The organism is Aquimarina sp. (genome assembly GCF_977115655.1).
The window spans coordinates 1-20,907 of the sequence record NZ_CDSBKO010000065.1 but is presented as its reverse complement, the minus strand read 5'-3'; the positions used below and the strand labels follow the sequence as shown (position 1 = coordinate 20,907).

17 protein-coding genes are annotated in these 20,907 nt (G+C 31.8%); 10 read left to right on the top strand and 7 right to left on the bottom strand.

Annotated features, from left to right (window positions below):
* The first annotated feature begins 383 nt into the window (after positions 1-383).
* The 3 genes from ACZIYX_RS20365 to ACZIYX_RS20355 all read left to right on the top strand — a co-directional run bounded on the left by ACZIYX_RS20365 (position 384) and on the right by ACZIYX_RS20355 (position 6,835).
* Entirely contained in the window at positions 384-2,009 is a 1,626-nt protein-coding gene (locus ACZIYX_RS20365) for an ABC-F family ATP-binding cassette domain-containing protein (protein ID WP_462684101.1), read from the top strand.
* An 879-nt stretch (positions 2,010-2,888) separates the two neighbouring features.
* Positions 2,889-3,305 carry a hypothetical protein gene (locus ACZIYX_RS20360; RefSeq protein WP_462684100.1) on the top strand — a complete coding sequence of 139 codons (417 nt, stop codon included), beginning with the start codon at positions 2,889-2,891 and terminating at the stop codon, positions 3,303-3,305.
* A gap of 11 nt (positions 3,306-3,316) precedes the next feature.
* Complete coding sequence (locus ACZIYX_RS20355; RefSeq protein ID WP_462684099.1) at positions 3,317-6,835, top strand: T9SS type A sorting domain-containing protein; 3,519 nt, start codon at positions 3,317-3,319, stop codon at positions 6,833-6,835.
* 18 nt (positions 6,836-6,853) lie between these two features.
* Here ACZIYX_RS20355 and ACZIYX_RS20350 read toward each other — a convergent pair whose 3' ends face one another.
* Positions 6,854-7,495 carry a hypothetical protein gene (locus tag ACZIYX_RS20350; RefSeq protein WP_462684098.1) on the bottom strand — a complete coding sequence of 214 codons (642 nt, stop codon included), beginning with the start codon at positions 7,493-7,495 and terminating at the stop codon, positions 6,854-6,856.
* A gap of 244 nt (positions 7,496-7,739) precedes the next feature.
* Here ACZIYX_RS20350 and ACZIYX_RS20345 point away from each other — a divergent pair, with 244 nt between their 5' ends.
* The 7 genes from ACZIYX_RS20345 (at position 7,740) to ACZIYX_RS20315 (ending at position 16,785) form a co-directional block, all read left to right on the top strand.
* On the top strand, positions 7,740-8,351 hold the full coding sequence (locus ACZIYX_RS20345; protein WP_462684097.1) for an RNA polymerase sigma-70 factor: 612 nt from the start codon (positions 7,740-7,742) through the stop codon (positions 8,349-8,351).
* A gap of 121 nt (positions 8,352-8,472) precedes the next feature.
* The gene (locus ACZIYX_RS20340; RefSeq protein WP_462684096.1) at positions 8,473-8,643 is read left to right on the top strand and encodes a hypothetical protein; all 171 of its coding nucleotides are present in this window, start codon (positions 8,473-8,475) and stop codon (positions 8,641-8,643) included.
* 74 nt (positions 8,644-8,717) lie between these two features.
* A complete protein-coding gene (locus ACZIYX_RS20335; protein WP_462684095.1) occupies positions 8,718-11,054 on the top strand; it encodes a TonB-dependent receptor in 2,337 nt (778 codons plus the stop codon).
* A gap of 26 nt (positions 11,055-11,080) precedes the next feature.
* Entirely contained in the window at positions 11,081-11,920 is an 840-nt protein-coding gene (locus tag ACZIYX_RS20330; RefSeq protein ID WP_462684094.1) for a DUF4249 domain-containing protein, read from the top strand.
* A gap of 400 nt (positions 11,921-12,320) precedes the next feature.
* Positions 12,321-13,286 (top strand): FecR family protein, encoded by a 966-nt coding sequence (locus ACZIYX_RS20325; protein WP_462684093.1) that lies wholly within the window; start codon positions 12,321-12,323, stop codon positions 13,284-13,286.
* Positions 13,287-13,359: 73 nt separating this feature from the next.
* Positions 13,360-15,924 carry a TonB-dependent receptor gene (locus ACZIYX_RS20320; protein ID WP_462684092.1) on the top strand — a complete coding sequence of 855 codons (2,565 nt, stop codon included), beginning with the start codon at positions 13,360-13,362 and terminating at the stop codon, positions 15,922-15,924.
* A gap of 3 nt (positions 15,925-15,927) precedes the next feature.
* Entirely contained in the window at positions 15,928-16,785 is an 858-nt protein-coding gene (locus tag ACZIYX_RS20315) for a DUF4249 domain-containing protein (RefSeq protein WP_462684091.1), read from the top strand.
* On the opposite strand, the gene ACZIYX_RS20310 is transcribed toward ACZIYX_RS20315, so the two are convergent.
* The 6 genes from ACZIYX_RS20310 to ACZIYX_RS20285 form a co-directional block, all read right to left on the bottom strand.
* Positions 16,782-16,982: a hypothetical protein gene (locus ACZIYX_RS20310; protein WP_462684090.1), complete on the bottom strand. Its 201-nt coding sequence runs from the start codon at positions 16,980-16,982 to the stop codon at positions 16,782-16,784. The genes ACZIYX_RS20315 and ACZIYX_RS20310 overlap by 4 nt on opposite strands.
* Before the next feature lie 6 nt (positions 16,983-16,988).
* Complete coding sequence (locus ACZIYX_RS20305; protein WP_462684089.1) at positions 16,989-17,216, bottom strand: putative signal transducing protein; 228 nt, start codon at positions 17,214-17,216, stop codon at positions 16,989-16,991.
* A gap of 12 nt (positions 17,217-17,228) precedes the next feature.
* Complete coding sequence (locus ACZIYX_RS20300) at positions 17,229-17,951, bottom strand: hypothetical protein (protein WP_462684088.1); 723 nt, start codon at positions 17,949-17,951, stop codon at positions 17,229-17,231.
* Positions 17,952-18,049: 98 nt separating this feature from the next.
* Positions 18,050-18,895, bottom strand: a complete 846-nt coding sequence (locus ACZIYX_RS20295) for an N-acetylmuramoyl-L-alanine amidase-like domain-containing protein (RefSeq protein WP_462684087.1) — start codon at positions 18,893-18,895, stop codon at positions 18,050-18,052.
* Positions 18,896-19,292: 397 nt separating this feature from the next.
* Positions 19,293-19,781 (bottom strand): hypothetical protein, encoded by a 489-nt coding sequence (locus ACZIYX_RS20290; RefSeq protein WP_462684086.1) that lies wholly within the window; start codon positions 19,779-19,781, stop codon positions 19,293-19,295.
* A gap of 11 nt (positions 19,782-19,792) precedes the next feature.
* Positions 19,793-20,907: RHS repeat-associated core domain-containing protein (locus ACZIYX_RS20285; protein WP_462684085.1), on the bottom strand; the 1,115-nt coding region annotated here is incomplete at its 5' end.

Sequence of the window (20,907 nt, the reverse complement as noted above, 5' to 3'; positions counted from 1 at the left end):
GAGAAAATGATATAATTAGTGTTTGGGTTTACGATTTCGCCTCCAAAATAAGTATACTTTCTATTGTTTTTTTCAGAAGTATTACAGCTTAATAAGAAACACGAAAAAAAAGAAATCAGGATAAAATATCTCAATATGCAAAATTGTATTTAGGTATTGTTATAATTAACTAACTACTCATTCAAAAATAAAGGGAAACATCTTTTAGAATTGTTAATTATAAGTTAATTATATTTATTAAGGGATTACTTAGGTTGATTATCTGTTTAGTTGTACTATAAAAATAGTAACTAAAGTATTTGAATTAAACAGAGATTAAATTTCAGAGTCTGAATCCATTTTTTTACTTTTGCGCAAAATTTAACCTTTCAATTTTTATAATCATGCTATCAGTTTCTAATCTTTCAGTTCAATTTGGTAAACGTATACTTTTTGACGAAGTAAATACAACTTTTACACAAGGTAATTGCTATGGTATTATTGGTGCTAATGGCGCAGGAAAATCTACATTTCTTAAAATCCTTTCTGGAGTAATGGACCCAACATCTGGCCATGTACATCTGGAGCCTGGAAAAAGGATGTCGGTTTTGGAGCAAAATCATTATGCTTATGACGAGTATACTGTTTTGGAAGCAGTGATTATGGGAAACAAACCTTTGTATAGAATAAAAAAAGAGATTGATGCCCTTTATGCAGATTATACAGATGAAAATGCTGAAAAGATAGGGGAGCTTCAGGTACAGTTTGAAGAGATGAATGGATGGAATGCCGATAGTGATGCAGCAGCCATGTTATCTAATTTGGGCATTAAAGAAGATTTACATTATATACAAATGTCTGATTTGGATACCAAACAACGTGTACGGGTATTGATAGCACAATGTTTGTTTGGTAATCCGGATGTGTTGATTATGGATGAGCCAACAAACGATTTGGATTATGAAACTGTTTCCTGGCTGGAGAGTTTTTTGGCTAATTTTGATAATACCGTTATTGTGGTATCTCACGACCGTCACTTTCTGGATGCAGTATGTACACATATTTCAGATATTGATTTTAGTAAGATTAATCACTATAGTGGTAATTATACATTCTGGTATGAATCTTCTCAATTAGCAGCAAGACAGAGAGCCCAACAAAATAAAAAAGCAGAAGAAAAGAAAAAAGAATTACAAGAGTTTATTGCACGATTTAGTGCCAATGTAGCAAAATCAAAGCAAGCTACCTCGCGTAAAAAAATGATAGAGAAACTTAATATTGAAGATATTAAACCTTCTAGTCGTCGTTATCCTGCTATAATTTTTGAAAGAGAAAGAGAAGCCGGCGATCAGATTTTGAATGTAGAAAACCTATCTGCAAGCCAGGAAGGAGATATACTATTTAAGGATATAGATATTAATCTTGCAAAAGGAGATAAAGTAGTGGTTTTTTCAAAAGACTCCAGAGCTACAACCGCTTTTTATCAAATACTTAACAGTAAACAAAAGGCAGATAAAGGTACTTTTGATTGGGGTATTACTACAAATCAGTCGTATTTGCCCGCAGATAATAGTGAGTATTTTCAAAATGACTTATCCCTTGTTGACTGGCTTCGGCAATGGGCAACTACCGAAGAAGAAAGAGAAGAAGTTTTTATTAGAGGATTTTTAGGCAAAATGATTTTTAGTGGCGAAGAAGCACTTAAAAAATCAAATGTATTATCCGGAGGAGAAAAAGTACGTTGTATGTTATCAAAAATGATGATGACAAGGGCAAATGTATTAATGCTAGATGAACCAACCAATCACCTGGATTTAGAATCGATAACAGCATTTAATAATTCTCTTAAAAAATTTAAAGGAACAGTCTTGTTTACTACTCACGATCATGAGTTTGCTCAAACTGTGGGTAATAGAGTAATAGAGCTAACTCCTAATGGAGTAATCGACCGATATACCACATTTGATGAATATATGAACGATTCAAAAATTAAAGAATTAAGAGGAAAAATGTATGCTGTTGGCGTATAAATAGAATCTTGTTAATTGTATATTGTTTTTGATGAGATTTCCTGTAACTTGATTAAGAGTTTTTGGTACTTCAATATATTTTATCTGGTTTAAATATAAACGGTTAAGCTATTTTGTTTATATCACGGGTTAATAGATAGTGTTTGCAAATACTTTAAGATAGCTCAGATTATGCTTGTTCAAATAATACTGGTAGCTTTTGTGCTAAGGCACTTTTTGAAATATTAACACAAAAGCTGCTGCCAAAACAACAACAAAGCTTTGGTTTTCATGACTTATTTAAGAAATAAGTGGTTAATACTATCTTTTTACTCAATTTAATTTTGAAACAGAACTAATAAATAGTATCTTTTTTTATCTGCTTCTTCATTAAAATTATAACTGTAACTACACTTCAGTTTGGCTCTGTGCAAATGTTATGTAAGAATTCTACCGCTTAAAAAAAAGCAACTTCACATCTTTAGCATACTTTTAGATCTCATTTGATATTAAATGAAAAATACCTGCTAAAATCATTTCTTTTTACTTCATATTTCAAAGTTTGTTGCACTTTGTGTTTAAGAGAAACCGTAAAAAATGTACTGTTTTGTCAAATTAGCACACAAAAAATGTAAAATTATTGAAAAATAAAACTTAAATTAGCTCTCTAAATGGTTAATTTAATATTAATTTTTTGATAATATAAAGAATTGTATGTTAAGTTATATGTTTTGATATGCCTTTAAAAATGAACTAAAGCCTGCTCTGCTGAGTTAGATTTCAGTTCATTTTTAATCTTCACCCCAACCCTATTGCATAAAGAACTGTAACTATAAAATTTATATTGTCAAGACACTATTAGTAGGTTGCCTTCATAATTTTTTAAAATATTAAAGAGTAATGTTATCAAGAAAAATTATACTCGTTTTTTTTCTTATTCTAACGGTATTTTCTTTTGGTCAATGTAAAACTGTTGAAAATGATAATACAGAAGATAAAAAGTCAAAAGTTTTAATGATACAAGAAGATAAAATAACCTCCAGGTTAAATGAAGATAAAACGATGAGTCTTGCGGTCAAAAAGAAGATTAAATCAGGAGATCCGGCAACTTTTTTTGAATATACGGTGTATAGTCAAAAAACAAAAGAGATTATTAAAAAAGGTTCTTTTAGGGGATCTGGTATAGATTGGTACGATAATACTTCACTTCAACTTATTCCTTATACAGGAATGGAGCAAAAACCAATATCAGACAATCCGGAAGATTTTCTTTCTTCAAAAAATGAAACACAAATAACAATCATTAAATTAAATTAAATAACTAACTCATGACACACAAATTTTACTTTAAAAAAATGCTTGTCTTGGTTTTTTTGATAGTAGCGTACTCTTGTACCACTACTAAAAAAGAATCAAAAGACATTGCTAAAATTGAGACAGGGGATGTCATTAAAAAACCTAAAACCAAAAAAGATTACGATAAGAAAAAGGGTATTGAGATAATAGCAGATTATGTCGAAAGCCTTTTAAAACCTATTGGAGCAGAAAAATCTACTTATGAAAAAGGTTTTTTGATGACAGAGCATCAAAAGGCTATGAAAAATGCTTCTAAGTTTAAAAATACCAGTATTATTAAATGGAATGAACGAGGACCTGTAAATGTGCCAGGTAGAATACGAGGTATTGTAGTAGCACCAGATAATGTAAACAAATGGTATGCAGGTACCGTAGGTGGCGGGCTTTGGGTTACCGAAGATGCTGGAAAAACTTGGGAAAACCTTACAGACTATAAGGTGCCTAGTCTTTCGACATCTACTATTGCGGTAAGTAAAAAGAACCCAAAAACACTTTATGTGGGAACAGGAGAGCCATTTGGTAACCTAGACGCAATAGGTGGTATAGGTATTCTTAAAACTACAAACGGAGGTCGTAGTTGGGAATATTTGGATAATACAAAAGGTTTTGGAGGAATAGGAAGATTAGCCATAAATCCTGCAGATGAAAATCATCTTGTGGTAGCTAGTAGTACAGGTGTTTATGTAACTACAGATGGAGGAAAAACCTGGCAGAATACATACAGTGGGGGTAATGTTCAGGATCTTAACGCTTCTCCCAGAACCTTCAATACAATTTATGGAGGAGTTAATGGTGTAGGAGTTATAAAAAGTAAAGATGCCGGGCTTACCTGGGATTTGGTATTAGATAAAAATGATTTTAATGCCAATCATGCCCGTTTCGAGTTAGATGTTTCTCCAGCAGATCCGTGCAGAGTATTTGTTTCTGTATATACTCCTGGTGGAGGAGCAACAACAGCTGTTAATACAGATTTTTATGTTTCTGACAACCATGGGGTTAGTTTCAAACTATTAGGGTTTGATGGTGCACCAGCAGCAGGTAACTTAGTTACAGGACAAGGATGGTATGATAATATGCTTATGGCACATCCTTTTAACAGAGATATATTTTATGTAGGAGGAGTAGTAGTACATAAAGTTGAAGTAGAAAAAACAGGAGCAGACAAAGACGCTCCTTTAAAATACTCTTTTCAACCAATTGCAGCAGGATATAATGGAGAATTAAATGATTACGTACATGTGGATCAACATGGATTAACATGGGCATCAAATTATCCAGAAAAGAAATTTAAACTTATCCTTGCCAATGATGGAGGGATATATCATACAGACTTTTTGAAGGACCCGGGAACCACCGCTAATGACTGGTCAACATCTGCGGCAGGGCTTAATTGTACCCAGTTTTATGGGGCAGATAAGCGTAACGGTGTAGAAGATTATATGGCAGGAGCACAGGACAATGGTACCTGGATATCTTTAACAGGAGCGCAAGCAAATGATGAAACCCAATACCAATTTATAATTGGAGGAGATGGTTTTGAAGTATTATGGAATTATAAAGATCCAAATAAATTTGTTGGGGGATCTCAATATAACGGTTTTGTACGTTATGTAAATGGTCAGGGATATAATGCAAGACATGGGGATGCAGGAGCAGGTTCCTCTCCTTTCTATTCTAAAATTGTAAATGTTAATAATAATCCTGATGTACTATTTAGTCCTTCAATTAACGGAGTTTGGAGGTCTGATAATTTTGCAGAATCCTGGAGTTTGACCAGTATACCAAATCAATTTGCTGTAGGAACAAGAGCATCGAGTGCATTAGACGTTGCCGTATCTATAGCTAATCCGGATATAGTGTGGGCAGGAAATGCAATGACAGAAAACAGCAGTTTTGTAATGCATGTTTCTAAAGATAATGGAGTTTCTTATGAAGCTACGCTTCCATTTTCTGATCCAAGAAGTGATAAAAGTCATAACTTATTTATTTCGGGGATGGAGACTTCTCCTACCAACGAAAACAGAGCTTATGTGTTGTTTTCTGCTCAGGGTGCGGCCAAGGTTTTAAAAACAAATGACTTAGGGCAAACCTGGGAAGATATATCCGGATTCTCTACAGGAGAGGACAGAGGTTTTCCTGATGTAGCGATTCATAGTATTGTTGAAATGCCTTTTGACGAAAACAGAATATGGGTAGGTACAGATATAGGAGTTTTTCAAACATTAGACGGAGGTAAAAACTGGGCTCTTTTAGCAGGTTTACCAGCATTTTCTGTTTGGCAAATGAAAATAGTAAACAATCAAGTAGTAATGGCTACACACGGTAGAGGTATCTGGACGGCTACGCTTGATGAACTAGAAGGGTACGAACCACCAAATTATTTTGCCCCTCCTACAATAGTTAATGTAGCTCAGGAATCTGTAGAGAATCAAAATGGAACTGTTAATTATATTCATGGTAATGAAGATGTTGTAGCCATAGCAGTATATCTTGATGGAGAAGAAATAGCCCGGATAACAGATAATGTTGCTCAAGATACACAATTTGCGTATACTCTGGATAACCTGTCTGAAGGATTACACACTGTAGGATTACAAGCCATAAACAGTGAACAGAAGAGATCTACCATATCTTCAAAAACTTTTGATATTATAGACTTTAATGTACCAGACTCATTTATTGCTATTCAAACCTTTGAAGCATCTGATGTGTATACTTTTGGAGGAGAATTTGTAATAAACGATCTTAGTGGAACCGTAAACCAAGCTGTTCTCAATAATTCAGACCACCCATATTTAGATGATTCAGAATATCGTACTGTTTTAAGACAACCTGTTGTTGTATCTGCAGATAATGCAAACTTAACTTATGAAGATGTAGCAATAACAGAATTTGACCCTGTGCCAGGAAGATTTTATGATTATGTAGCTATAGAAGCTTCAAGTGATTTAAGTAATTGGATACGATTAGATGCTTATGATGCAGAAAAATTTCCGGAATGGACAGAGTTTTATAATTCAGGAGCTACAACAATAAATGATGGCTTATTTAAGGAGCAAACGATTAATTTACTAAACTTTTTTCAAGCAGGAGAAACTATTGCAATACGCTTTAGGTTAATCACTGATCCTAACACCAATTCTTTTGGTTGGGCGATACGTTCTGTTAACGCACAAGAAAAAGAAGTTACGCCTGCTCCTGAAGAAGAAGAAAACATTGTTTTTGGGACTCCCATAAGAAGCTCACAAGGACCTCTTATATATCCAACAAGTTCTGATGGAAATGTACAAATTTCGTCTGCAATTGTTATGAATAATACTATTGTAGAAATTTATGGCTTAAACGGTACTTTGGTATATAACAAAAATATAGGTACTTTAAATAGTTCTGATAAGCATTTACCTTTAGGAAACCTTAACTCGGGTATATATATGGTTAGAATACATGGTGAAGGTGCCCCGGATACTATATCCCGAATTGTAATTAGATAACTTTTGTAATTATAAAAACTAAAAAATCATTTTATAACCCTGCATATTTTTATTTGCAGGGTTATTTTTTAACCCTTCAAACTTTAATAAAATATACCCTTTTATAGTAGACTCTATAGATTCTGTTGTTTTGCAAAAAAAATCACCATCTTTAATTAATTGCATAATAAAGCATTGATCCAGCGTAACCAATAAACCAGGAGGTATAGGATGAAAAAATTTTTTTTCTATCCCAAAAATGTAAAATTGTTTTAGATCTTCCAGTAAAGCAACTAAAAAATCTTCAATAATTTTCCATGCAGCAGGATAATGTATATGTAACTGTCTTAAATAAAAAGATGAAATATCTTTTGTCCCCTCAGTTACAATATACACCAGGTTATCATATTGGTAGTCTAATTTAAAAATCTCTTTAGTGATTTCTTCTTTATAAGAATATAAATAATTAATTTTTGTCTGCGTGATATATTCAAAAAATTCTTCCTTTGTAGTAAAGTATTGATAAATAGTAGACTTGCTTTTTTTTAATAACCTCGAAAGATCGTCTATAGTTAATCTACCTAAATCGATATCTTTTAATTGAGGCAATATCGCCAGGCTCCATTGTTCTACTTTTTTATTTTTTTCTTTTCTATTTTTAACTATAGGTCTTCTTCCCATATTTGATGATTTATAAAAACCAATTATGTTATTGAAATATAACTAGGTAGAACAAAAAATATTATAAAAGTGTATTTTGATTTTTATATATCGGGATAAAAAAGACTTAAAATAAAAATTATTTAAAATAAGTTAAATTTACCAGACTAATAATATGGTTTAAAAGCATTAAACCGATATAAATATTGCCTTTTTGTAACATATCCTTAAGTTTTTGTGTTTTTAATAATATGTAATTTTATATTTGCGTAACATATTTATTAAAACAAATCATAACATTAGTCTGAACGATCAATTAATCATAGAGCAAATCAAAAACCAAAATGTAAAAGTTTTTGAGGCTGTATTTAAGGAATACTTTAAGCCATTATCCATATATGCAAATAAGTATGTATGCGATCTGGATATAGCGCAGGATGTTGTTCAGGAAGTATTTGTAAAACTTTATGAAAAAAAAGACGATCTTGTAATTCATACCTCTTTAAAAGCTTTTTTGTATGCTTCTGTAAAAAACAGGTGTTTAGATTATTTACGGAGTAATAAAATAAGGCAAAAACATAAAGAAGCCATTCAAAATGAATCTGATACATTTATTCAGGAAGATGATAATGATGCAATAGAACAAACAGAATTACAAGAAAAAATATACAAAGCTATACAATCTCTACCCGATCAAAATCGAAAGATTTTTATTTTAAGTCGGTTTGAAGGAAAAACCAACCAAGAAATAGCCGAAGAACTCAATATTAGCAAAAGAACAGTAGAAACACATATTAGCAATGCATTAAAAAAGATAAAATCATTGGTTTTATTAGGGCTTATAGTATTGATTATTAGTTTTTTTAATTTTTTTTAATTTTTGATTACGTGTATTCTATTACTCGTTCGTCACATATAAAATAACCAAAGATACAAGAGGTAAATGTTATTTATGTAAATAAGCATATCTCTTTAATCTTTATTAAAATTTATATGTTATGAATATACACCACCAAGCTAGCATAGAGTATACTTTGATTAAGTATTTTTCAGACAAAGCAACACCAGAAGAAGAAACATTCATTCAGCAATGGATTTCTAAAAGCCAAAACAACATATCCTATTATCACAAGATCCAACGGTTATGGTTGTATAGAATAGATCTATAACACTTTTTGACGCACGTTCAATGTTATGATCCGCCAAGGATCAAAGTATATAAATCCTTTAAATATTTTTTAATTTGAAAACTAAAACAAAACAAGTAATTCTTGTATTTTGGGTACTATTTATTTGCTTTAATAAATCATTTTGTCAAGAAAAAACAGGAACAAAATACACCATAAGTGGTTATGTCAAAGAAGCAGGAAGCCAGGAATATCTTCCAACAGTATCAATTTATATTCCTGAAAGTAAAGTAGGAACAACCACAAATGATTATGGATTTTTTTCCCTTACAATTCCTGAAGGGACATACGAGTTGGTTATATCTTTTATTGGTTACACTACCATAAAAAAAACCATTAACCTTAATGGCGACCTCTCTGTTAATTTTGATATGAAACAAGAAACAGAGAATCTGGACGAAGTTATTATCAATACAGACAGAGGGGTAAATGAAAGTCAGGTTACCCAAATGAGTGTAACCACCATAAAACCTTCTGAAATTGAGGATATACCTGCAATTCTGGGAGAGAAAGATGTAATTAAGGCACTGCAATTAATGCCGGGTATCCAACGTGGTAACGAAGGAAGCGCAGGTTTTTTTGTAAGAGGGGGAACGCCCGATCAAAACTTGATTATATTAGATGAAGCTCCGGTATATAATTCTAACCATTTATTTGGGATTTTTTCAGTGTTTAACGGGGACGCTATTAAATCCATAGAAACCTATAAAGGTGGATTTCCAGCCAGATTTGGAGGCAGATTATCTTCGGTATTAAAAATAGACACAAAAAATGGTAATAAAGAAAGATGGAGCGGAAAAGCAAATATGGGATTGATATCCTCTTCTTTATTAATAGAAGGTCCTGTTAATAAAGGAAAGACTTCCTTTATTTTTAGTGGGAGAAGAACGTATGCGGATTTGCTCACAAGACCATTTCAGAAAAAAGATTTTAAAGCAGGTTATTATTTTATGGACCTTAACTTTAAAATTCACCATGTTTTTAATGAAAAAAACAAACTATACTGGAGTAATTATTTTGGGCAAGATAAATTTAATAGTGTAGAGAAAAAAAGTGGAGAAAGTTTTAAAACAAAACTGTTTTGGGGTAATATTACTTCCACATTACGATGGAACCATCAATTTAGCGACAAGTTTTTTTCCAACACTTCTCTTATTTTTAGTAATTATAATTTTGGAATAAAGTTAGATGAAAAAATAAATAACGAATTTTTTAATTTTAAAATCAATTCAGGAATAAACGATTATGGAATTAAAACAGATTTTGATTATTACCCAAGCCCTAAACACTCTATTCGATTTGGAGTAGCATCCACATATCATAATTTTGTGCCAAAACAATCCAAGATCAAACAAACAGGAGCAAATGATGTGGATGTAACCCAAGAAATTAAATCTGTAGAAAGTGCTGTATATGCAGAGGATGATTGGAAAATCACAAATACACTAAGTTTTTTGCCGGGATTGCGATTAACTCATTTTCAACATAAATCAACAGACTATCTTAATCTAGAACCACGAGCTACTATTGCCTGGAATATAAAACCTGATCTGGCTTTAAAAGCGTCTTATTCTAAAATGAATCAATATATCCATTTATTAACTAATTCGGGAATAGGACTGCCTACAGATCTTTGGGTATCCTCTACAGATAAATTAAAACCACAGGTTTCAGAACAATATGCATTTGGTATAGCCAAAGATTTTCTAGAAGATGGGTATTCTGTTACAGCAGAAGGATATTACAAAAAAATGAACGATGTGATTTCATATAAAGAAGGAGCTTCATTTTTATTACTACAAGATTTAGGAACAGGAAAAGAGATTAATTGGGAAGATAATATAACTACCGGTCAAGGATGGGCTTATGGAGGAGAACTATTACTGCGTAAAAAAACAGGAAAACTTACAGGTTGGTTAGGATATACATTATCATGGTCAGAACGACAGTTTGATGAATTAAATCAAGGAAAAAAGTTTTTTTCAAAATACGATCGAAGACACGACCTTTCTTTGGTAGGAATATACAAACCAAGTGATCGTATCACGCTGTCCGGATCATGGGTGTTTTCTACAGGAAATAACTTTACTCTGCCAGATAAAGAATCGTTATCTAGCACAAATAATTTTCCTATAACTATTCCTAATCTATCTAACAGGGCTCCTTTTAGTACAGAACGAAATAATTTTAGAGGAGAAAATTACCATCGTTTGGATTTGGGGATACAATTTCATAAAAAATTCACAAAAAACAGAGAGCGTACATGGGGATTTTCTGTATATAATATTTACGGAAGAAAAAACCCTTTCTTTTATCATTTTGAAGATTCTAAACTTAAAAAAGTTTCTGTTTTACAGTTTATTCCTTCGATTAATTATACCTATAAATTCTAAAAGTTGAAAACAATAAAAATAATAAGATGAGATATTTAAAAAATATATTATTGATAATAGTGGGCATTTGTATAATAAGTTGTGAGGCAAATGTAGATGCTAGCAACTTATTAAAAAAAGATCAATTAGTAGTTATTAATGGGTATTTGTCCCCGCAAGACACTACTTTGAAAGTACAAGTGTCAAAATCTAAATCAAGAACAACACCAAAAATTAATAATAATGAATTGGTAGTCAAAAATGCAACGGTTATACTGTCAAACGAAGAAAAAAATGAAGTATCCCTTGTATACACAGACACATCTTTTAACTATGAAGCCCCGGCCAGTGATTTACCAATCATACCCGGAAAAAAATATTTTTTAAAAGTTATAGTAGATGGAAAAGAATATAAAGCATCTTGTATAATTCCTTTAAAAAAAGTAGAGAAGATAGATTATAAAATAGAAATCAAACAAAGTGAATTTTCAGGTAATCGTTTATTAAGATTAACCATTGAGGATATTAAGGATCAAAATGATTTTTATATTGTAGGTGCAACAGTAACTCAATCTTTGGAGAATGTAGAGGTTATAGATTTTGATATAGAACAATTTGCAACAGATATAAGTAGAGAAAATACAATAATAACAGCAGATGGTTATTTTACAATCTCTAATGGAGCATCCTCAAATTCAAAATTAAAAATTAAGGTAGCCAATACAGAAAAAATATTATATGATGCTTTAAGAACCACATATTTAAACGACTCTAACGAAGGAAACCCTTTTTCTGAATCTGTTATTGTGCCTAATAATATTGATGGTGAAAATGGATTTGGTACTTTTGCAGGATATCAATTAACAGAAAAAGAAGTAGTTTTTTAAAAAATCCAGGTTAAAATAGGGTAAGAACACAATCTGTCATTGCCAACCTGAGTAGGTCAAAGACGTGAAAATATGTAAAACAAGAATAGATTTACGATAAGCTCTGTGTTATTAGAAAATATAAATTTTACTCTTAACTTAGCCACATTGATAAATCGACCCAAAGCAGGTTGAATAATATATCCAATGTCATTAAGTTAAGGATTTGAACTATTGGTTTAAAGTTTGTTAATGGTGGGTCCCGGCGTAGGTTGGAATCCATGATGGAAGTAAAGAGGTATTTTGCTTTTACAGATATTTAATCCTCAAAAAGATACAGCTTAACTTAATGACATTAGTAATATAGTATATCTTAATAATTTGTTATTTTAGAACCAAAATTTTAATTCAATAAAAGAAGATGGAGCAAGATGATAATACAGTACAACTTATAATTCGTTATCTGCAAGATGATGTGCAGGATTATGAGCAAAAAATCGTGGAGAATTGGATCAAAGGCTCAGAGTCTAACAGGACTTATTTTGAAGATATTAAAAAGGTTTGGGACACATCTGAAACAGTTGCCGATTTTTCTAAAATAGATGTTGATAAGCAATGGGATAAATTCAAATCAAAGACAGTTAAAAAAACAAAATCCAACAAAATATACCTTAAAATAGCTGCCTCTATAGTGCTTTTAATTAGTTTAGGATACTATATTAACGCATCTTTTAATACAACCATAACTTTGGTCGCCAAAGCGGGAGCAGAAAATAAGTTTGTACTTCCGGATAATTCTGAAATTTGGCTTAAACAAGGTAGTGAATTAAAATATGAAAAAGAATTTAAAGGATCTGCCAGGAACGTAAGCCTGAACGGAGAAGGCTTTTTTGAAGTTACAAAAGATCCAAATAAACCATTTATTGTTCTTACAGGTAATACAACAACAAAAGTTTTGGGAACATCATTCAACCTTAAAAACGATTTAAAAACAAAACAAACCGAACTTGTATTACTATCGGGCAAAGTAGAGTTTTTATCGAATAACGATAAACAAATTTTGGTTCCGGGGGACAAAGTAGTAGCAATGTCAAATGGAAAGTTGGTTAAATCAATAAATAAAAACCTTAATTTTTCTTCTTGGAAATCGGGGATTTTGAAATTTGAAAAAACCCCTATACACCAGGTAATTAAGGATATTGAATTACACTATAACAAAAAAATAACTATTAAGAATCAGGAATTTGCTAATTGTACATTAACCACTATTTTTGATAATGAACCTTTTGATAATGTTATGCAAACCCTTAAGATATTATTTGATTTTACCTATGTAAACATAGATAAGGATACTATCGTTATAAAAGGAGGGGATTGTAATTCCTAAAACATTGCTCAAATTGCAAAAATCAAATTGCAGATTTAATATTACAGTGAAGTTAAAATTAGCAAGCATATTTTTGATAATATTTTTTATAGGATCAACGAATGGTTATGGTCAAGAAACTATTTTGGATCAAAAAATAGATATATATAAAGACAATGTATCTATAGCAGAAGTGTTAAAAGAATTAGAAAAAAAACTAGATTTTACCACAGCATATTCAGATAGTGCGATAGACCTTTCTAAGGTTATATCTATACATGCAAATAATAAGACCTTAGATCATATTTTAAAATATATTTTCTCTTCTAAACTATATCATTTTAAAGTTATTAGTAAAAAACTATTGATATATAAAAGAATAAAGAGATATACCATTAGCGGCTACATTTCAGAAGAAGGTAGCGAAGAGTATCTTAGCAGTGTATCTATTTATATTCCCGAATTAAAAACAGGAACTACCACCAATGATTATGGATTTTACTCTCTGTCAATTCCAGAAGGGATGCATGAATTATCTATATCATTTTTAGGATACAAAAGTATCGACAGAAAAGTAGAACTTATTTCAGATACGGTTATAGATTTTAATTTAGAACCAGATACGCAGCACTTGGATGAAATAATTATTAATTTAGATAAAGAAACCAATCAGAGCCAGGTAACACAAATGAGCTCTGAAAAATTAGACCCTTCTTTATTTCAGGATATCCCTGCAATTTTAGGAGAAAAAGATGCAATTAAAATATTGCAATTATTACCAGGAGTACAATCCGGGGTGGAGGGGTCTGCAGGTTTTTATGTTCGTGGTGGTGGTCCGGATCAAAACCTTATTGTATTAGACGAAGCAATAGTGTATAACTCTAATCACCTGTTCGGAATTTTTTCTATATTTAATGGAGACGCTATTAAATCTGTAGAGATATTTAAGGGAGGTTTTCCTGCACGTTTTGGAGGCAGATTATCCTCGGTAGTAAAAATAGATACTAAAAACGGAAATAAAGAAAAACTTTCGGGTAAAGTAAATACTGGTTTGATTTCATCTTCATTCTTATTAGAAGGACCAATTATAAAAGAAAAAACATCTTTTGTATTAAGTGCCCGAAGAACGTATGCAGATTTGTTGATTTTACCTTTTTTAGACAAAAATTTAGAACTGGGATACCATTTTGCCGATATTAATGCCAAGCTACATCATGTTATAAGGGACAAAGATAAATTATATTGGAGTACCTATTTTGGCAAAGATAAATTTAAATACCAAGAAAAAACATTAAGGCAAAAGGTACAGTGGGGCAATATAACTTCTACTTTACGATGGAACCATGAGTTTGACAATAAACTTTTCTCTAATACATCTTTAATATTTAGCAATTATAAATTTACCATTAGCGAAGATGAAAGCTTAGAGGCTAACAAAATTTTTTCATCAGAAACCAGTTCAGGTATCGATGATTATGGGATCAAACAGGATTTTAATTACTACCCCAACCCTAATCATACCATTAAGTTTGGTTTGTCATCTACATATCATGATTTTATCCCAAAGGAAATTGATATTGCAAACGATAGCGGGGATGTAATCAAGAACATACAAAAAATAAAAACCTTAGAGAGTGGATTGTATATAGAGGATAACTGGAGGCTTAGTGATAAAATTGGTATATACCCGGGTATCAGGTTAAGTCATTTTCAGCACAAGTCTAAAGGGTACTTTAAACCAGAAGTACGTTTTTCTGTAGCATATAAGCTATATCCTTCATTTACTATAAAAGGGTCGTATGCAAAAATGAACCAATACATACACAAACTATCTAATAGTGGTTTAGGGTTGCCCACAGATCTATGGATATCCTCTACAAATAAGCTAAAACCACAACTGTCACAACAAATAGCCTTAGGGATAGCCAAAGATTTTTTGAACAATAAATATGAGTTGACCATTGAAGGATATTATAAAAAAATGGAAGATATCATTTCTTTTAAAGAAGGAGTGTCTTTTTCAAGATTTGGATCGTTACGAGAAGTTACAGGATCGATAAGGGTAGTGGATTTTGTAAATGGTATTACCACGGGGAAAGGTTGGGCATACGGATCAGAGTTTTTGTTTCGAAAAAAAACAGGAAAGTTAACAGGGTGGTTGGGATATACTCTATCTTGGTCACAAAGACAATTTGAAGAGCTAAACAGAGGTAAAAAGTTTAATGATAGCTATGACAGAAGACACGATTTTTCGATGGTTGGGGTGTATAAACCTAATAAAAAGATAACTATTTCTGGTAATTGGATATTTACATCTGGGATTAATTATGATCTTCCTAATACATTGGGGGTATCGGTAGAAGACAATTTTCCTATAGATACAGAAGGTGAAAATTTTAATAACGGGATATCCTTGTTCAATACCGAGAAAAATAATTTTAAAGGAGAAGATTACCATCGACTGGATTTAGGGATTCAGTTTCACAAGATTACAAAACGTAATAGAGAGAGAACTTGGGGCTTTTCATTTTATAATGTATATGCCAGAAAAAACCCTTTTTATTACGATATTTCTAAAAATGAAGGTTCTTCTAATGTTTTGTACCGAAGATTTATATTTCAGTTTCTGCCATCGTTTAATTATAGTTTAAAATTTTAGAGTATGAAATATCTTGTTTTGTTTATTTGGAGTATAGCAATGTTAAGTTGCGATGATTTAAAAAAAGAAGTTGAAGAGATACCCGAGGGTAAAAACATGGTCCTGATCCATGGGTTTTTATCCCCAGAAGAAGAGATGATTAAAGTTGAAGTATCCAAAACCATATCTGTGTTTAGCACAGTGGCACAAAATAATCCGATCGATATAAAAAATGCCCTCGTTATTAAAGATGCTATTGTTACTATTAAAAATGAAAATCAAAAAGAAGTATCATTGGCCTACTCTGACGAAGATAGATTATACAAAGTACCAGCTACCGAGTTTTTGATAGAACCAGGAAAAAAATACACTTTAAAAGTTCTTGCCCAAGGAAAGGAGTTTACATCGGTTTGCTCAATTCCTGTCCCAAAAATAGAAGATATTACTGCAAATGTAGGGGTAAAAATAATAGAAGGGATAACCCAGGAAAATCTTAAAGTAAAATTTAAGGATATAAAAGGAGAAAATAATTTTTACATTGTAGGGGCAAAATATAATTTGTTGGGAAATACAGAGTTTAGTTCTTCAATAAGTTTTAATGACGAAAAATTTGTTACAGATATAAATGGAGATGGATTAGAAGTGTTCTCTAACGGTGTCATTGTCAATAACGATCAAGGCTTGGAAATAAAGATAAAAGTAGCAAATGTAGACGAACTTATTTATAGAACATTAAGAGCTTCGTTTTTAAACAGAAACCAAGCAGAAAATCCTTTTTTTCAACCCACTATACCACCTAATAATATAGAAGGTGAAGGGGGATATGGTGTTTTTGCAGGATTTAGGCTATCTGAAAAAATAATTACAGTTGGGCCCAATTAATTTTTAGGTTTGTTTTGAAAGTGTCGATAGATCAAATACCCCCCGTATCCAATAAACAATATAGTAATCATAGATCTAAAAGACCACTCTGCTTCTGCCTGTAAACGGTTGTAAAGCCTTATTCCTCCAAATAGTACAAGAGCAATCCCTATCATTAAATCCCAGGTTTTGCGGGGAGATTTTTTTTCTTCTTCCATAGTTTTTTAAGATAAATTATTTTTAACGATTGGCAATGCTGCTTCCAGATCTGTTTTTTTAACAAAAAGCTGGATGTGATTGGGGATACCTCCCCCAAAACCAGCCATCATACCAGATTTCATTTCATCCCGAAGTATAGAATTAATCCCTTTTTCTTGTAATAAAGTTTGCAGAAACTGGATGTTAATCAAACTCCCTGTATATAATCTTTCATATTCACTTTCAGGAAACATATAATATTGGTATTAAGCATTAAAATATTTACTGTTCCAAATAGCAGAATTAAAGTTTTTGCCAAGGGCAATACCATAAAATAAAACGATAGCTGCTAATGACTTAAACATAAAGAAAAAAATCATAATATGTGTAGAAGCATCACTATGTTTTGTAAACATACCATTAGGAACCATAAAAGTAACCAAAAGACTTATCAAAAAGGTAAGAATAAGCAAGTTTTCGAAACTTTTAAAAAACCACATCATGCTTTTACGCATAGGGTGTAAGTCATTGCCCCATTTATGAACTAAATAAAAAAAATCATTTCCTATAGGAACAAAAAGCAAGGGATCATCTGCGTTTTCTAATTTAAAAAGCTTAGAAGGAGCCATTATTTTAAAACCAATAAGTTCTGTTTGGTGTTTTTTCTCCAGATCTTTAATAGTAGACAGTGCCGAAACAGGTAATTTGCCTTTAAAGTATTTAAAATCTAAAAAACGTAATCTATAATCGATACAGATATTTTTGATTTGATCCAAATGGTATATTTTATGCGTTTCTAAATGATCCAGGCCCAAACGATTTGTTGCTATTACAGAAGAAGAATTTTCTAAGTTTTTTAAAATTTGATTTTCGTGTTTTTCTTCTCTTTCAAAGATTTTTTGCACTTGATATTTCCAGGTTTCAGGATCAAATTTTTTATCCCTAAGAGCGCTTAGTTTTTTTTCAATATTAGTTCCGGGTATTATCATTTTAATATTCTTTAACTTCACTAAATTAGTGATTTAGGTTAAGGATAACAAAACTATAACAGAGTAAATAAAGAATCAGGCATAATAAAAACAATCTTTTATTGCGGTCGGCTAACCATAATCCCTGTATTGTTTTTTATTTTTTGAAGATACTCTGCCAGTGGCAGCTCAGAGATTTCAACCTGTCCTTTTGACGAAGCGTGCAGCAAGTGTATTCTGCCATCTTTTTCTCGGGTAGCAATCCCGGTATGGGTTATATCCAATCCTTTTATAGAGGTAGTTAATGCAATAATATCTCCGGATGCAATAGATTCTTCATTTTCTTTTACTTCCTCTTTTGGTAAAAAGCAAAAAGAAGATTCACTAACAACCTTTTCGGATTGTAGTATACCTTCAAAATTTTTATCGTCTTTAAGAAAAGGGTACAAGTTACGATGTGTACTCATAAAATTGATCTCTTTCTCTATTTCGATCCCACCAATATCTGCGGTATTATTTTTTATAATTCCTTTTTGTTGATTATTTGCTATCCATTCTGAAAAATAGTGCAGGCGAGAGGCATACCCATTCAGTTTACCATCTTTATACCGTATTTTTTCAAGGTATTCGGTATACGCTTCAAAATCCTCTTTATTATTTTTAAGGAGCAAGCCAAAGGCTAGTACGTTTTCTACAAAAGTGGTACAATCCAATCCTTGTAAGTTAATAACCAAGGATTCTTTTGTTCCTGTTTCTAAAGTTTTTGCTACATAAGGAGTGCCTAAAAAGGTTTTGCCTACATACATTATTGTTTTTCCAAAATTTGCTGTAGGAGTATATCCTTTTTTTAGCAAGGCTATTTTTTGAGTAAAAATCTCTTTATCCTTTGCCGAACAAGTGATTTGTTGTGCAATTATAAAATTGGTAATTAGTAAAAGGGGGATAAGGAGGCTTTTCAATTTCATTATACAGTATATTTTGCTTTTTTGGGTGTATGTTTTCTAAAATACAAAAAGGGGAGACATCTTATATACAATATGTTTATTTTTTTTGAAATGATTTTAGATGATCTACTGTTTTTTTGGTAGTTTTCTTGTTTTCGTTACCCGATAAAAGCTCCCTGCATTGTGCAGGAAGGTTTTGTTACTAATAAAAAACTTATATAATCGTAGATTGTCCTACGTGTATATTCTCAAAATTCATGTTTGAATCTTCGGGGTATATAATAAGAAAACCAGCTACATCCTTGTAACTGGTTCTTATCGTTTTCTTACTCTTACCCACCAATCTTTACCACCACTAGAAAAATTCTAGCGGTAGCAATCACTCTAGCGGCAGCAGGGGGCTTTTTTTGATCTGTTTTTAATTATAATCTATTTGTCTTACATTGAGTAATTCTATCTTATCATCATTCTTTCTAAACATATAAATATAAGATATTCCAAAATGTTGTCGATCCTTGTATTTTGTCTCTTTTTTTGAAGGTATCAACTCTGCAAAAAATATATTTTGTTCTATCTCTGAAAAATATATTTGAACCTTCGAACACTTCTTAATATTTAATTTCGACATATTTAATATTGGGTTCTTTTTGTTACCATCAGTAACTATCTTTTCTTCACTTAAAGACACATCGCTTGCAAGGTCTTCCCTAAAAAACTTACCTAGCTTAGAAAAAATTATTATTTCGTCAGATACGTGATACTTTTTTTTGTTATTAGTGATAGAAGCATATTGTTCTGATTCTAGTATTTTATCTAAAGCCTTTTCATAACTCTCTATTTCTTTATTACTAGAAAAAGATAAAAAGAATACACTTGCGATAAGGATAAATATTTTTTTATATAGCATAATTGATATTATTAAAAAGTAATTCTTCCAGTTCTATTTACACGTCTTCCACGTCTATTAGTTGTAGGATACCTAAACCTTACGTGAGCACCGTTTCCAGAAGTATTTGGAATAGCTTGATAATGTCTTCTTTGACCATAAGGTCTAGCATTTGCATTAGCAGGATTGCTGTCTAATTCACTTCTATAAACATTTACTCTGTCTACAACAGGTCCTGTTGACGTTGTATTACCTGCTGCTGTGGGGTCACTATTTGCTCCTCCCATATTAGTGTGTCTAAATTCGTGCATTAATGTCATTCCATAACCTAAAGTCCTATCATTTATAGTAGATGGCGTACCATTCATAAAAGCACTTATTTGACTTTCTCCTAAATAAATATCATTTTGAGCCCTACTCGTAACAGATCTATTTTGATCTATAGCAACATCAACTACATCTGCGTGATCAATATACCCGATTAAATCTCCTCTGGCGCTAGCACTTCCATTTTGGGTAACGTTACCATTAGCATCTGTAGTTGTTGAGATTATAGCATTACCATTAGAATCCGTAGCATAAGTTAAAGCTCCTGTATTCGCATCTTTAGTTAATGTTAAACCTGTAATAGTTTGAAGATCGTTAATAATTGTTTGCTCGTGGTTAGTATTATTAGCTTGATCGTATATAGCTACTCTATTTAACTTTATACTATCTCCTGCTATTTCTCGATACATCAAAGGACTATTTTTGGTAAAATGGTAAGGAGTATCTTCATAATACTTCTCAGCAAACCTATCTATTTTACCAAAACGCCCAATAGCAGGGTCATATGCTCTCCATTCATAAGCAACAGTATTTTTTCCTAACTCTTCTTCGTATTCTTTGTTAGCAAAACCATACGGGTGTTTCTGACCAACAATCGTATTATTGTACCCTTCATGTTGCAGTCCAAAAGGATAATAATTCTTCTCCTGTATGATTTCATATTCTTCTACACGGCCGTCATTGTCCAAATCTTCGCCTACACCTTCTAAGTCTATTTTACCGTCTTTGTCCTTATCAGAGTACGAGAGTCTTATATTACCAAGATGGTCTTTAAACTGGTAGACATATTTATATCCATCTGCTTCATGCTCCACAATGC